The 14,429-nt window shown below is 43.5% G+C and carries 16 protein-coding genes; 11 read left to right on the top strand and 5 right to left on the bottom strand.

Translation table 11 applies throughout. The features are described 5' to 3' along the window. Positions 1–20: 20 nt before the first annotated feature. From dph2 to TERMP_RS08545, 3 genes are read left to right on the top strand one after another with little or no spacing between them, the layout of a single operon-like run. Positions 21–1,055, top strand: coding sequence for a diphthamide biosynthesis enzyme Dph2 (gene dph2, locus TERMP_RS08555; RefSeq protein ID WP_048159812.1), 1,035 nt, complete (start codon positions 21–23; stop codon positions 1,053–1,055). Between the two features lie 4 nt (positions 1,056–1,059). Continuing rightward, positions 1,060–1,437, top strand: coding sequence for a hypothetical protein (locus TERMP_RS08550; RefSeq protein WP_013468001.1), 378 nt, complete (start codon positions 1,060–1,062; stop codon positions 1,435–1,437). A 2-nt stretch (positions 1,438–1,439) separates the two neighbouring features. Further along, on the top strand, positions 1,440–2,066 hold the full coding sequence (locus tag TERMP_RS08545; RefSeq protein WP_013468000.1) for an METTL5 family protein: 627 nt from the start codon (positions 1,440–1,442) through the stop codon (positions 2,064–2,066). A 24-nt stretch (positions 2,067–2,090) separates the two neighbouring features. On the opposite strand, the gene TERMP_RS08540 is transcribed toward TERMP_RS08545, so the two are convergent. Together TERMP_RS08540 and TERMP_RS11610 are read right to left on the bottom strand one after the other, a co-directional pair. Next, complete coding sequence (locus TERMP_RS08540; protein ID WP_013467999.1) at positions 2,091–3,152, bottom strand: transposase; 1,062 nt, start codon at positions 3,150–3,152, stop codon at positions 2,091–2,093. Then, on the bottom strand, positions 3,113–3,274 hold the full coding sequence (locus TERMP_RS11610) for a hypothetical protein (protein WP_013467998.1): 162 nt from the start codon (positions 3,272–3,274) through the stop codon (positions 3,113–3,115). Before TERMP_RS11610 ends, TERMP_RS08540 begins: the two co-directional genes overlap by 40 nt. A gap of 348 nt (positions 3,275–3,622) precedes the next feature. Here TERMP_RS11610 and TERMP_RS08535 point away from each other — a divergent pair, with 348 nt between their 5' ends. Genes TERMP_RS08535 through TERMP_RS08515 form a run of 5 tightly spaced genes read left to right on the top strand, consistent with a single transcriptional unit; the run spans position 3,623 to position 6,623 of the window. Beyond that, positions 3,623–3,865, top strand: coding sequence for an AbrB/MazE/SpoVT family DNA-binding domain-containing protein (locus TERMP_RS08535; RefSeq protein WP_013467997.1), 243 nt, complete (start codon positions 3,623–3,625; stop codon positions 3,863–3,865). Next, a complete protein-coding gene (locus TERMP_RS08530; RefSeq protein ID WP_013467996.1) occupies positions 3,849–4,250 on the top strand; it encodes a type II toxin-antitoxin system VapC family toxin in 402 nt (133 codons plus the stop codon). The genes TERMP_RS08535 and TERMP_RS08530 overlap by 17 nt, the downstream gene beginning before the upstream one ends. 42 nt (positions 4,251–4,292) lie before the next feature. Further along, entirely contained in the window at positions 4,293–4,904 is a 612-nt protein-coding gene (locus tag TERMP_RS08525; RefSeq protein WP_013467995.1) for a MarC family protein, read from the top strand. 52 nt (positions 4,905–4,956) lie between these two features. After that, a complete protein-coding gene (hisS, locus tag TERMP_RS08520) occupies positions 4,957–6,270 on the top strand; it encodes a histidine--tRNA ligase (protein WP_013467994.1) in 1,314 nt (437 codons plus the stop codon). A gap of 56 nt (positions 6,271–6,326) precedes the next feature. Then, on the top strand, positions 6,327–6,623 hold the full coding sequence (locus TERMP_RS08515) for a hypothetical protein (RefSeq protein ID WP_013467993.1): 297 nt from the start codon (positions 6,327–6,329) through the stop codon (positions 6,621–6,623). Positions 6,624–6,827: 204 nt separating this feature from the next. Here TERMP_RS08515 and TERMP_RS08510 read toward each other — a convergent pair whose 3' ends face one another. Together TERMP_RS08510 and TERMP_RS08505 are read right to left on the bottom strand one after the other, a co-directional pair. After that, a complete protein-coding gene (locus TERMP_RS08510) occupies positions 6,828–8,210 on the bottom strand; it encodes an acetyl ornithine aminotransferase family protein (protein ID WP_013467991.1) in 1,383 nt (460 codons plus the stop codon). Positions 8,211–8,270: 60 nt separating this feature from the next. Next, complete coding sequence (locus tag TERMP_RS08505) at positions 8,271–9,818, bottom strand: alanine/glycine:cation symporter family protein (protein WP_013467990.1); 1,548 nt, start codon at positions 9,816–9,818, stop codon at positions 8,271–8,273. A gap of 325 nt (positions 9,819–10,143) precedes the next feature. On the opposite strand from TERMP_RS08505, the gene TERMP_RS08500 reads away from it, so the two are divergent. The 3 genes from TERMP_RS08500 to TERMP_RS08490 all read left to right on the top strand — a co-directional run bounded on the left by TERMP_RS08500 (position 10,144) and on the right by TERMP_RS08490 (position 13,670). Then, the gene (locus TERMP_RS08500; RefSeq protein WP_013467989.1) at positions 10,144–10,404 is read left to right on the top strand and encodes an initiation control protein YabA; all 261 of its coding nucleotides are present in this window, start codon (positions 10,144–10,146) and stop codon (positions 10,402–10,404) included. Between the two features lie 74 nt (positions 10,405–10,478). Next, positions 10,479–13,214, top strand: a complete 2,736-nt coding sequence (alaS, locus tag TERMP_RS08495; RefSeq protein ID WP_013467988.1) for an alanine--tRNA ligase — start codon at positions 10,479–10,481, stop codon at positions 13,212–13,214. A gap of 21 nt (positions 13,215–13,235) precedes the next feature. Further along, positions 13,236–13,670: a hypothetical protein gene (locus tag TERMP_RS08490; protein ID WP_193385898.1), complete on the top strand. Its 435-nt coding sequence runs from the start codon at positions 13,236–13,238 to the stop codon at positions 13,668–13,670. Here the strand turns inward: TERMP_RS08490 and TERMP_RS08485 are convergent. Further along, on the bottom strand, positions 13,602–14,360 hold the full coding sequence (locus TERMP_RS08485; protein WP_013467987.1) for a Nif3-like dinuclear metal center hexameric protein: 759 nt from the start codon (positions 14,358–14,360) through the stop codon (positions 13,602–13,604). The two genes, TERMP_RS08490 and TERMP_RS08485, sit on opposite strands and share 69 nt — an antisense overlap. Positions 14,361–14,429 lie beyond the last annotated feature (69 nt).

Raw genomic sequence — 14,429 nt, 5'->3', positions numbered from 1 at the left:
GAGGGGTTAAAGTGAGTATCTTGCATGAGATTCCTTTCCAAGAGATACTTCAAAAGATCAGAGAGCTGAATGCTAAGAAAGTGTTGATTCAGACTCCAGAAGGGTTAAAGAAAGAAGCCCAAGCTTTGGCTGAATTTTTGGGAAAGAACGGAGTTGAAGCGATAATAAGTGGCGACATAAATTATGGAGCTTGCGATTTAGCGGATAGAGAGGCTAAGATGCTCGGCTGTGATGCTCTGATCCATTTGGGTCACTCTTACATGCAGCTTAATCTGGAAGTTCCAACCCTCTTTGTCCCTGCTTTTGCCAAGGTTGATGTTGTGAAAGCTTTGGAGAAGAATTTAAACGAGATTAAAAAGCTTGGCAGAAAAATTGCTCTTGTAACCACGGTTCAGCACATAAGGGATTTGGAAAGAGCAAAGCAGTTTTTAGAAGGGAAAGGCTTCCGAGTTTTCATTGGCAAAGGAGATAATAGAGTTTCATTTGCTGGACAGATTTTGGGGTGCAACTTTACAGCGGCAAGGGTTGGAAGAGATGTTGATGGGATTTTATTAATTGGGGCTGGCTATTTTCATCCAATTGGTGTTGCTTTAGCTACAAAAAAGCCAACGTTAGCTATTAACCCATACAGTGGAGACTTCTCTTGGGTAAATACGGAGAGGATTGTGAGAAAGAGATGGGGAATGGTTGCTAAGGCTTATGATGCCAAAAAGTTTGGCGTAATAATAAGCACCAAAAGGGGTCAGCTACGCTTAGGGGAAGCCAAGAGAATAATGAAACTCTTGAAAGAGCACGGGAGAGAAGCACAACTGATAGCAATGAACTATATAAGTCCAGAGGCTTTGGAGGGTTTTGATTTTGATGCCTATGTTGTGGTTGCCTGTCCGAGAGTTCCAATAGACGATGCAGAGAGATGGAGAAAGCCCATATTAACTCCTCCTGAAGTTGAACTACTGCTTGGCTTGAGAGAAGAGTATGAGTTTGATGAAATTCTTGGGGGTAAGAGAGAAAAAGACGAGCCGTTTGGAATAAGTCTAAAGCTTCCAAAGAGGTGAAATGATGCTTAGAATAATGCTGGACTCTGCGCTTCACGTTTTGCTAATTTTCATGTACTACAGCTTCTTAAAGACCGCTATAGAAGTTTTTACATATAAGAAGCCAAGAAAGCTTCTGCTCTTAACCATTTCAATATTTGGTGTTTTTATTTCTCTTTACATTGATATCTTCCTTGGCTTTTTCTTCCTCTTCATTATGCTGCTCATCACAGGCTTAAACTCAAGGGAAGCGATTGTATCGGCTTTAACGGCGGAGTTTGGCTTCATAATAGCGCTTGTTGTTGTAATGTTCATCTTAACGACAATTGGCACAATTTACAACATTCCGGGCTTCAGGTTTGAGATACGCTTTGAGGAGCTGCTCCGCTACATGAGGGGTTAGCTATGAAGAAGAAGCACCTTGCAATGCTCCTCTCAAGGCTCAAAGGGTTTGAAAATCCTAAAGCAGAGCTCGAACAATATAGAACTCCGGGAAACGTTGCAGCTGAGCTTTTATGGTTGGCTTATTCTTTGGGTGATGTCGAAGGCAAAGTTATAGCCGATTTAGGTGCAGGTACTGGAGTTTTAAGTGTGGGAGCTTGCCTTTTGGGGGCAAAAAAGGTTTACGCTGTTGAAATAGATGAGAGTGCTTTGAAAATAGCAGAGGAAAATGTAAAGGCATTGAGTGTGGAAACCTGTGTTGAGTTGATTTTATCCGATGTGAGCTTTTTTGATAAGCAAGCTGATGCTGTCATCATGAATCCTCCCTTTGGCTCTCAAAATCCAAAAGCAGACAGACCTTTTCTTCTCAAAGCTTTTGAAATAAGCAAAGTTGTCTATTCTATTCATCTGGCAAAGCCTGAAGTTAGGAAATTCATCGAGGCATTTGTTAGGGATAATGGCTTTACAATAACGCACCGACTAACAGTTGACTTTGAAATTCCAGCTCAGTTCTTTTTCCATCGAAAGAGGTTGGAGAGAATAAAGGTTGACATATACCGTTTTGAGAGGGCTCAGCCAACCGAGCGCTAATTACCAATCATCCAGTGCCCAAAATTAATTGTTCTTTATTTTGTGAGTTTTCAGGTAGTTTAATCCCCACCAACCAATAACGAATGCTGACGATGAGTGAACGTCAAAACCCAGTCTCCGACTTAATTCTTTTCCCAACTTGGAAGAACCAGCGGGATTAACCAAAAACACTTCGAAGCCCCTTTTCAACGCTATAATAACCCCGTGTTCCAATAACTCCTTCTTAGCAAAATTTAACGCCTTCCTGTTTCCTCTCCTCGAACTCGCAGCCTTTCCATTCCTGCGTTTAATCCTCTCTAAATCCTCAAAAAACACGACCCTAACACCGTGATAATACGCATAGTCAAGTAGCTGGGAGAGAGCCTTCACCCTTGAGTCCTTCGCCTTCCACTTAGAGAAACCCGGAGAATTAACCTCTGGAAAATGCACAACTTTAACGTCCCGAATAATCCCGTTCTCGTCTAGAATAACCATATTCACCCTGTCCGAGTTCAAGTCAAAACCCGCATACAACCGTCCCTTTGTGGTTCTCCTAAAATGCTCAAGATAAATCCAGAATGGGATTTGCAAGTGCAGATAAGCCCTCCCATTCTTCAGGACTATCTGTGCACCGTATTTGGACTTTTGAGCGTTGAGAACAACCGGAAGAAATTTTCCCACTGTTTTGAGTTTGAAATTCAGCCACTCCCCGTTCGAGCGTATTTTAACCTTCACCCCTTCCATTCTCACGTTTCTGTTTCCGTTTTCATTCTCCTTTGGTTTGCTGATGAGGAACTTTGACTTCAGGTGAATATGTTTTGGATTCCCACCGTTTTGTGTTGTCCCTTTCAACAACATTTTCGCATAATCCCACGCACTATCAGAATACCACCAGTTGTTAAGGATTAGCCGTGATATTTCTTTCACGCCCTCGCTCTTCTTGAGACCCTTTAGTTGAAATCGTATTGCTAATTCTACTGCCTTTTTGAACCTCTCGCAGAGGAGTGCAAGTTTTAAGTAGTCGTCTTTTGTTTCTGGTTTGAGTCTTGTCTTTATGGTTATGTAATTTACTTCCGCTCTCCGGATTTTTCGTGTTTTTCCAGCCATAGTTCGATCGCCTCACTTATCGCCTTCCCAAGTGCTCCTTTTTTGACGCCATAAACGTCGAGGATTTTCTTTCGGAACCTCACTTCTAAATCGTCGGGTATTTTCACGGTTATGACTCCCATCGTATTCACCGAAATACTTAAATACATATGTTCTTAAATAGTTTTTGGTAATGATGCCGGTCCAATGAAGTCTGTGAGCAAGGCGAGGTAGAGGGCTGGCTGAACTCGGTGGGTGTTCGGGCGACCCGTTCCGCCGTAGCGAACTAAACGAGAAGAAGAGTGGGCGGGACGGTCTAAGTCTGGGCACCCGTCGTTGCACGGGGAATGAATCTTCACGTGGGTTCACGAAAACTCACGTGAAGAAGACCCCGGTTTCATCATCGCATACTTTATTCTCCACGACGCATATTAAAATAGGTGACGATAGCCTTATTAACCTCATTTTGGTATTACATTTTGGTGATTGTAATGGTAACTGTTACAAGGAAATACCAAGTAACAATTCCCAAGGAGGTTAGGGAGGCACTCAATATAAAGGCTGGTGATGAGGTTGTCTTTGTCAAGACTAAGGAAGGGTACGTGATCATGAAATTCGAAGACCTTCTTGAAGAAATGACTGAGCTTTCAAAGGACATTGATGAGACCACTGAAGAAATGAGGGAAGGGCTTAGTAAAATTTTCAGGAGGAAAGCAGATGAAGATAGTTCTTGACACAAACGTTCTTCATGATAAAGAGTTCCTCAAATGGCTTAAGAAAAGTCCCCATGAACCTATACTGAGTGCAGTGGCGTATATAGAGTACCTTTACCACCATGCAAAAAAGCGTGGTAGTTATGAGGAAGGTAAAGCCTATGTTGATGCCTTTCTTAATGTCTTGGGAATAAGGGTTTATCCATTTGATGATGAGTGTGCCAAGATTGTTGTGAAAAATGCTCTTGGTAGATGGGATTTTTCAAAAAACGCAAGAGACTACATGATAGGCGCGTTAGCAGTGAAGCTTAACGCTCCGCTGATAACAAACAACAAGAAAGACTTTGAATGGTACAGCAAAGTTTACACCCCCAATGAATTCATGAAGCTAATGAAAGACAGGTAGCATAACTTTATAAGCTGGCCATCGTTCAAAAGGTTGATGTCGATGATTGGAGAAATCCTCAGCGCCTCACTGCTGATGCTAATCATGATTGATCCGAGCGATAAGATCCTCTTGGTTAGCCTACTTAGGGAGGACTTTCACATAGAAGACATAAAGCAGCTCATCATCAGGGCAAACTTAATCGGCTTTATCCTGCTCATAATTTTTGCAGTAGCTGGTAAAATAATCCTCCAGGACATTTTTCACATTGACTTGAATGCCTTGAAGATTGCTGGAGGGTTTGTTCTGTTTAAAATAGGTCTTGAGGCACTGGAAGGTGGCGGCATGGTAACGCTCAAGAAGGAGAAGAACATCTTAGCCTTGGCTGCTGTTCCTGTTGCAACTCCCCTTATAGCAGGACCTGCTGCGATAACAACTGCAATCACCCTGACAGCGGAGTATGGTATAAAGGTCTCCGCCTCGGCTATCTTGATAGCGATTTTGCTGACTGCTCTGCTGATGTTTGTGACGCTCTATATGATAGAGAACATAAGCAAGACAACTTTGGGTGTCTTCATCAGGATAATTGGTCTCTTTACGATGGCAATTGGTGCGCAGATGATGGTTGAAGGTGTTGGAGGAATTTTCCTCAGACTGCTTGAGAGCTCTGCTTGAGGCAAATAACTTTTAAGGTTTTTTGCATCTTTAATGGCAGGAAGGTGGTAAAATGGTAAAGGAGAGAATTGAAAGGGTAAAAGGAACGAGAGATCTGCTTCCAGAGGACATGGCTAAAAGAAGATGGGTGTTCGAGAGAATAAGAGAGGTCTTTGAGGTTTATGGCTTTAAAGAAATCCTCACTCCAACATTTGAGTACACCAAACTCTTTCAGCTTAGGAGCGGAGAGGAAGTTGTGAAGCAGCTCTATGCATTTAAAGACAAAGGTGGGAGGGACATATCTCTGAGGCCAGATTTGACATCAAGTGTCGCAAGGCTCTTTGTGAACAAGTTTCAGAACGTTCCAAAGCCCGTGAAGTGGTACTACATAACAAACATGTTCCGCTACGAAGAGCCACAGAGCGGTCGCTTGAGGGAGTTCTGGCAGGCTGGTGTTGAGCTGATAGGTTCAGCGAACATTGAGGCTGATGCTGAGGTAATAGCTCTAATGATTGAAAGCTATCTTTCAACGGGTCTTAAGGACTTTACAGTTAATATAGGCGACAGAGTTCTTTTAGATGAGTTTGCTAAAATGCTTGGTGTTGAGGATGATATTGGATTGATGAGATTAATTGATAAGAAAGACAAGATGAGCAGAGAAGATTTTATTGCTGCACTCAAGGACTTTGGGCTGAGTGATGAAGCTGTAGAAAAGGTTCTCTTTTTGATTGAGCTTAAAGGAAAGCCAGATGAAATTTTGCCAAAGGCTTACGAGCTTTTCAAAAGTGATAAGGCTAAAGAGGAGCTGAAAAAGATTGAGGAGTTGTTTGAACTCCTGAAGGCTTATGGCGTTTATGATTACGCTTTAATTGATTTTGGAATCGCGAGAGGCTTTGATTACTACACGAGCATTGTATTTGAAGCGATAGCTCCCAACGATCTCGGCATAGGCTCCATCGGGGGCGGCGGTAGGTATGACAACTTAATAGAGGTCTTCGGCGGAAAGCCGACACCAGCTACAGGCTTCGCTATTGGAATTGAGAGATTAATTCCGATATTGGAAAGCAAAGGTCTCTTACCAAGCTTTAGATTGAGCCCAGACGTTTTTGTGGTTTACATTGGAAAGGAGCTTGAGGTTAAAGCCAAGGCGATAGAGATAACCCAAGCCCTCAGGAAAGCTGGAATAAAGGCGGAGTATGATCTGCAGGGCAGAAAGCTGAGGAAAGCTTTGGAGTACGCGGATAAGCTTGAAATACCCGTTGTTGTGATACTTGGAAAGAGGGATTTGGCTGAAGGAAAAGCCACGATTAGGGATATGGCAACTGGAGAGCAGAAGAGTGTTGCAATTGAAAAAATAGCTAAAGAAGTTAAGGAAATGCTTGGGTGATGAGTAAACCCGTTGCTGAGCGGTGATGAGAGGACTGACTATCTGAGGAGGTTTGAATGAACACAAGAACCCTCGCCCCTCTCTATATTTTCATTGGGTTGATGGGGATAACAGCAACTCTACTATATCCCGGATTTTATCCGCCAAATCCGATTAACCCAATCTTCTTCTCAGCTTTTCTTATCTTTGGCTTGCATCTCTACGGCGTTAAGAAGGCAGTAATTTACGGAATGTTTCTGCTGTTGCTTCTGCTGTCTCTCGGAATTGAATTTTACTACCTTCTGAATGCTCAGCTTAAAAATGCCACTCTTTTCCTAATAACCCCCTATTTGTGGGTGTCAAGTTTGCTATAGCATATTCTCAAAACTCATAACTTTAGCTGTTCTTCCTTTTAACTTCAAACTTATTTTTCTTTCTTTCAAAGCGCCACTTTTCGATCGCTCTTATGAATGGACATCTCCTCCTCCATTCTGCAAAGAATTCTTTAAGCCCCATGCTTTTCACCCGATTAATGAACTGAAAAACGGTTTAAAAATTAAATCATGAAGAAAAATTCATCAGTGCCAGGTAACGACTTTATGGGTGACTTTTCCAGCCAATGCATCTTTCAAAGCCTGCTCCATGATCTCCAATCCTTTCTCTGCTATCTCTTCAGTTATAACCAATGGGGGGGTAATTCTGATGACATTTCCAAACATTCCATAGCTCGGCAGAATTAAGCCAAGTTCAAATGCTCTCCAGCATATCTTTCCGGTTAGCTCTGGGTCTGGTTTGCCATCTGGCTTAACGATTTCAACGCCAATCATCAGTCCTTTTCCTCTAACGTCGCCAATAACATCATACTTTTCCTGCATCTCTTTTAAGCGTTTCATTATGAATGCCCCGACCTTTTGGGCGTTCTCAAGGATCTTTTCCTCCTCGATTATCTTCAGCGTAGCATAGGCTGCTGCTGAAATCACTGGATTTGCTGCTGGAGTCAACAGAGCTGAGCCGCTCGTCATGTCCATCAGCTCAGCCCTTCCTATAACTCCGCTCAGCCCCATTCCACTTGCTACTCCTTTTCCAAAGGAAATGAAGTCAGGCTTTACTTTAAACCACTCCGTTGCAAACCACTTTCCGGTTCTTCCAATGCCCGTTTGAACTTCATCCATTGCCAAGAGAATGCCGTGTTCGTCTAAGACCTTTTTCAGCTCTTTGAAAAAGTTCTCCGGCGGGACAACTATGCCAGCATCGCCTTGAATTGGCTCTGCTATCAAAGCGGCAACTTCATCTGGGGGAACTACATGGGCTAAAATATAGCTCTCAAGGTAATCCAAAAAGCGATTTATCAGCTCATCTGGTTCTTCATAGCCGTTGATCCCCCAGACGTTTCGGTAGGGATTGGGATATGGGATCCAGACTACGTTGGGAACTAATGGCGAGAACCCTCTCTTCTGGGAGCTCTGGAATGCTGCTATTGATGTAGCACCGTAAGTTTGCCCATGATAAGCTCCGATGAATGCTATGAACCATGGCTTCCTTGTGGCAAAGCGTGCCACCTTCATGGTCAGATCCATCGCATCGCTCCCGCTCAAACCGAAGAGTATCTTCGGATTTTCAATTGGAGCTTTTTCTGCTAAAATCTCCGCAACTTCTATGGCTCTTTTGCTGTAGGTATAGCCTATCATGGAGTGCTGGATCTTTGCTACCTGCTCTTGGACCTCTTTTACAAGCTCAGGATGGGCGTAGCCTGTTGATGCCGCAGCTGCTCCGGCTAAGAAGTCGATGAAAACGTTCCCATCGACGTCCTCTATTAACGCACCATAGCCCCTCTCGGGCACAACGGGAAAAAGCTTAACACCAAGACCAGAAGAGATAACCTTCTTTTCTCTCTCAATGAGCTCTTTCGCCTTTGGTCCCGGAGGCTTAACAACTATCTTTGGAAACTCGTTAAAACTCATTAAAAATCACCTCGAAGGTTTCAAAGGGAAAATAGAAAACAAAGATCAAAAAGCAAAATCTCATGGATTCTCTTTTATGAACTCGTCAGTGTATTTCTTGATAACGCTGTAGAGCACCAGCAAGCCGACCAGGTTTGGTATTGCCATGAGTCCGTTCATCATGTCTGAGAATGTCCATACGCTTTCAAGAACGGTAGTTGCACCTATGTATATGAAGATCACGAAGAGTATGTTGTAGATTAAGTGAAGCCTTGGATACAGTCTTGCGAACTTCTCTGGGTCTCCTTCAATCCACTTGGCTAAGTACATGATGTTCTGTCTGCCGTAGAAGTTCCATGCAAGGACCGTTGAATAGGCGAAGAGTATGACGCCTATAACGACCATTATCTCACCGATGTGTCCAAATGCCCTTGCAAATGCCTCCTGTGTCAATGCTGTACTTGTTTTGCCGGTTTGCCATGCTCCTGTTGCAACAATTGAAATTCCTGTCAGAGAACAGATTATGATTGTATCAATGAATGGTCCAAGCATAGCAACGTGTGCCTGTCTTGAGGGGTTGTCTGTTCTTGCGGCGGCGTGTGCCATACTTGCTGTTCCAAGACCTGCTTCATTGGAGAACAGACCTCTTGCAACACCCCACCTTATGGTCGTACCAACTGCACCACCGGCAACTGCACTTCCAGTGAATGCATCCTTAAGAATTAATGAAATTGCACTTGGTAGCTGTCCGGCGAACTTAATCCAGACTCCAATTGCAAATATGAAGTACACTATTGCCATGAATGGAACTAATGCCTCTGTAAATTCACCGATTCTCTTAATTCCTCCTATTGTAACTATGAATGTAAGGATTGCAAAGATTATTCCTGTAACCCAGTGCGGAACGTTAAATGCAACTTCCATACCAAGTGCCAATGAGTTTGACTGTGTCATGTTTCCAATACCGAATGCTGAGATTGCCGCAAAGAGTGCGAATAGAATTGCAAGCACTTTTCCAAGGGTAGGCAGAGAGCTCTCCTTTTGGAGGTACAATGCGAGAATTGCAAACAAGATAGCTATTATTACGGCAAGTATCATCAGTCCGCCGCTGAGCTTTGTTGCTTCATATCCGATGAAAGCTGCAAATATCAGCATGAAAATTGTTGCTATCGTTCTGCCGGTTTTAGACACCTTTACTTCTGCAAATCCCCTCTCCAGTGCATTGAATGAACCACCTATCATTGTCCCATCTGGCAACTTGCTTCTAAATGCAACACCTAAGAGACCTTCCGAATATCTTGTTGCCATACCGACAAGTGCTGTCATCCACATCCAGAAGAGCGCTCCAGGACCACCGAGGTGAATTGCAGTTGCAACACCAGCGATGTTTCCAATACCTACAGTTCCGGCTATGGTTGCCATCAGTGCCTGGAAGGGTGTAATATCACCTTCACCCTGCTTCTTTCTTCCCTCAAATAGGGTGTATCTAATAGACCATCCAAGTCTTCTGAACTGTATTCCCCTAAGCACTATTGTTAAGAAGAGACCTGTGCCCAAAAGCAAAATCATTATAGGTGGACCCCAGACCATGCCATCCAACCAGTTAATAAACTCCATTATTGCTCCCATACAGACACCTCCAAACATAGTTTATTAGTCTTGCATTGTGCTGTGCTGTAGGGCAGGATTTTCTGCATCAGTGTACTTTACAAACTTATCTTAGTATCGACAAAATATTTAAGGGTTTTGGCTATTTGTTGAAATTGAGCTCAAGTAATTTTTACATTGCTCATGTCAAATTAGATATGACGGATATTTTTGTGAACAATTGTAAACCTCAAGAAGGATAAACTATATATTGGAGTGCAGGCTTAGGATCATATTAAGGGAATGATGAGTCTGGAGCCCCCTGAAAATCTGTGATGAAGTTTCGCGGGTCTGACCGGTGTTGTTCATGCTCAAAGAAAAGATATGCAGAGACTTGTATGAGGAAATTGAAAGACTTGAACGTTCAATAATTGAGCTTGAGGATGAGATAATAGAGCTTAAGGCACAGCTGAGGGCTAAGACTGAAGAAGTCACCAGTTTAGCAATTGAAAATCAAAACCTGAGGTACAAGCTTGAGCGTTTGAGGAGAACTCACGAACGGCTCATAGAAATGCTCAAGAAGATGAACTTCCCGATCATCATAATCAATGAGAACGAAGATGAGTAAACTTAATATAACTTCACCATTCTGTTGTTTTTAAGGTGAGTTCATTTCAGGGTCAATTTTGGAAGGTGATCGAAATGTCAATGGACATGACCACGAAGATGTTTAAAGAGGAAGGCTGGATACGGAAAACATGTAAAGTCTGTGGAAAACCCTTCTGGACTTTGGATCCAGATAGAGAGACCTGTGGAGACCCTCCATGTGATGAGTACCAGTTTATTGGAAAACCAGGTATTCCAAAGAAGTACACCCTTGAAGAAATGAGAGAAGCATTCTTAAGCTTCTTTGAGAGACACGGACATGGTAGGGTGAAAAGATATCCAGTCCTGCCGAGATGGAGAGATGATGTGCTCTTAGTAGGGGCAAGCATTATGGACTTTCAGCCTTGGGTCATCAGCGGGGAAGCTGACCCTCCAGCAAATCCTCTCACAATTTCTCAGCCATCAATTAGATTCACAGACATTGACAACGTTGGAATAACCGGGAGACACTTTACAATCTTTGAAATGATGGCACATCATGCCTTCAACTATCCAGGTAAGCCGATATACTGGATGGATGAAACTGTTGAGCTTGCTTTTGAGTTTTTCACCAAGGATTTGAAGATGAAGCCTGAAGACATAACGTTCAAGGAGAACCCATGGGCGGGTGGAGGAAACGCTGGACCAGCTTTCGAAGTCCTCTATAGAGGGTTAGAGGTCGCTACTCTTGTTTTTATGCAGTACAAGTTGGCTCCACCGGGAACTCCGGATGATCAAGTCGTAATCATCAAAGGAGACAGATACGTTCCAATGGATACCAAGGTTGTTGATACAGGTTACGGTCTTGAGAGATTGGTCTGGATGAGTCAAGGCACTCCAACGGCTTATGACGCTGTCTTAGGTTATGTTGTTGAACCCCTTAAGAGAATGGCTGGCATTGAGAAGATTGATGACAGGATTTTAATGGAAAACTCAAGGCTGGCTGGAATGTTTGACATCGAGGACATGGGCGACCTTAAAGTTTTGAGGAGGGAAGTTGCGGGCAGAGTGGGGATAAGCGTTGAGGAACTTGAGAGATTAATAAGACCCTACGAGCTTATCTATGCAATAGCTGACCACACAAAGGCATTAACTTTCATGCTGGCTGATGGGGTTGTTCCTTCAAACGTTAAAGCCGGTTACCTTGCTCGTCTGTTGATAAGGAAGAGTATCAGGCATTTGAGAGAGCTTGGCTTACAAATTCCGCTCAGTGAAATCGTTGCCATGCACATAAAAGCCCTCCACAAGACTTTCCCAGAGTTCAAGGAGATGGAGGATGTCATTTTGGACATAGTTAATGTGGAAGAGAAGAGATATCAAGAAACCCTTAAGAGAGGTTCTGATTTGGTCAGAAGAGAAATTAAGAAGCTCAGGAAAGAAGGCAAAGACGAAATCCCACTGGAGAAGCTCATACTGTTCTACGAGAGTCACGGCTTAACGCCGGAAATTGTTAAGGAGATAGCAGAGAAAGAGGGCATAAAGGTTCACATACCCGACAACTTCTATAGCTTGGTAGCAAAGGAAGCAGAGAAGATGGCAAAAGAGGAAAAAGAAGAAAAAATCGTAGATTTTGAGCTTGTGAGGGACTTGCCAGATACGAGAACGCTTTACTATGAAGATCCGTTCATGAAGGAGTTCGATGCTAAAGTCCTCAAGGTCATTGATGATTGGGTCGTTCTTGATAAAACGGCATTCTATCCGGAAGGTGGAGGTCAGCCGTACGACACTGGTGAGCTTAACGGTGTTGAGGTTTTAGAGGTTCAGAAGGTCGGAAAGGTAATACTTCACAGGGTCAAGGATCCGGGGAAGTTCAAAGAGGGAATGACAGTTCACGGAAAAATTGACTGGGAGAGAAGGATTCAGCATATGAGGCACCACACAGGAACCCACGTTCTGATGGGAGCTTTGGTGAGGGTTCTCGGTAAACACGTCTGGCAAGCCGGTTCACAGCTGAGCACAGAGTGGGCGAGGCTGGATATTTCCCACTACAAGCGCATTAGTGAAGAGGAGCTGAAGGAAATAGAACGCTTAGCGAACAGGATCGTCATGGAAGACAGGAAGGTCGCTTGGGAGTGGCTGCCAAGAACAGAGGCGGAACAGAAATACGGCTTTAGGCTTTATCAAGGTGGCGTTGTGCCGGGGAGAATCATTAGAATACTTAACATTGAAGACTGGGATGTTCAGGCATGTGGTGGAACTCACTTGCCGAGCACTGGCCTGATTGGTCCAATAAAAATCTTAAGAACTGAGAGGATTCAGGATGGAGTTGAGAGAATTATCTTCGCCTGCGGTGAAGCGGCAATAAAGGAGTGGCAGAGGGAGAGAGACATAATAAAGAAGACAAGTGAAGTATTCAGGGTTCCTCCGGAAAAGCTGCCAGAAACAGCTGAGAAATTCTTCGAGGAGTGGAAGCAGGCAAGGAAAGAGGTTGAGAAGCTCAAGAAAGAATTGGCTAAGCTTCTCGTTTACGAGCTTGAGAACAAAGTCGAAAAGATTGGCGAAATCGAGTTCATTGGAGAGGTTGTTGAAGGGGACTTGGACCACTTAAGAGAAGCAGCACTCAAGCTGAAGAAACCCAAGAGAGTTACTGCACTCATAAGCGAAGACACAAACGCTGTTGTCGTTGCTGTGGGGGACGAAGTTCCATTCAAAGCTGGTGAGCTTATAAGAATAATAACATCAATAGCCGGCGGCGGCGGTGGAGGAAAGAAGGACTTAGCTCAAGGAAAGATAAAAGATGTAAGAAAGGCAAGAGAAGCTCTGGAGGAGCTTAGGAAGAGGCTCTCTTCTTGATTCATCTTTATTTTGGGGGTTTTGGAAATTAAGATTAAATCTCTTCTCAAAGAAGCTGAAGAACTCTGTGCTTTCCATGGGCTTAGGGCAGTTAAGGAATTCCAAGGTAAAGATGGGAGCAGGATTGACTTGGTAATTCTTAGAGAGGATGAGAAAGTCCTCGCAATTGAATTTGAAAACTCCTACAAGTGGATAAAGCAGCGCATCCTATACAATGCTGTGAAAGCTAAAAGAGCTGGATTCAACAGGCTTATGATAGTTTACCCCTTTAACAATGACCCTTTAAGCAGAAGCTGGGTTGAAGAATATGCGAAAGAAGAATTAAGGGTTGAACTAATTCTTGTTAAGCCTGACGGCTTTCTTTCGGCATTAAAAGAAAGCTTAAAATCAAAGACCAGTAGGATTATCAATAAAAACTGTCCTAACACCAAACTTCCCTCTCAGGAGAGGCATTAGTGCCCTAACACCTAAAGTTTCTGTTGCATAGTGTCCAGCAGCTAAAACGCTCAGCCTTAAGTCTTCAGCCGTTCTATAGCTTCCATGGATGAACTCGCCCGTTATGAAGAGGTCAACGTTTTTCTTTACAGCTTCTTCAATTGCAAATCCTCCAGCTCCGCTTATGACCCCAATCCTCTTAATTTCCTGCTTCCCGAACTCATAACTCTTTACATAGTCAATTTTCAGCTTTTCCACCAAAATTTGTGCTATTAACGGTAGGGGCTTTGGCTCTTCAAATTCGCCGATAAATCCGATTGTAACTCCTCCATAGTCTCCGAAAGGTTCTTTGGGCTCTAAATCGAGGAGCTTTAAGAGCTGAGCGTTGTTTCCGACTTCTGGATGGGCATCAAGAGGGACATGAGCAACGTAGAGGTTTATGTCGTTCTCGAGGAGGAACTTGAGCCTCTTCTGAATAAGCCCCGTAATGTAGTCAACCCCTCCCCAGACTATGCCGTGGTGAACTATTACCATGTCAGCCTTGAATGCCTTTGCTTTCACAAAAGTATCTAAGCACGCATCGACGGCAAAGGCTATTGTGTTGACTTCGCTCTTTCCTTCAACTTGGAGGCCGTTTTTCGATTTATCCGGGAAGGCTTTTATATTCAAATATTCATCGAGAAAGCTTACAATCTCGTCTCTGCTCGCCATTTTATTCACCCTCCCTAAGTGAATATAAACTGACAACCTTTTTAAGCTAACCCGCTTTCCTTAAACCAA

Origin of the sequence: Thermococcus barophilus MP, assembly GCF_000151105.2 — an archaeon.
Taxonomy (GTDB): Archaea; Methanobacteriota_B; Thermococci; order Thermococcales; family Thermococcaceae; genus Thermococcus_B; species Thermococcus_B barophilus.
Note: the sequence above shows the minus strand (reverse complement) of the source record. Positions and strands in the feature narration are given on the sequence as shown.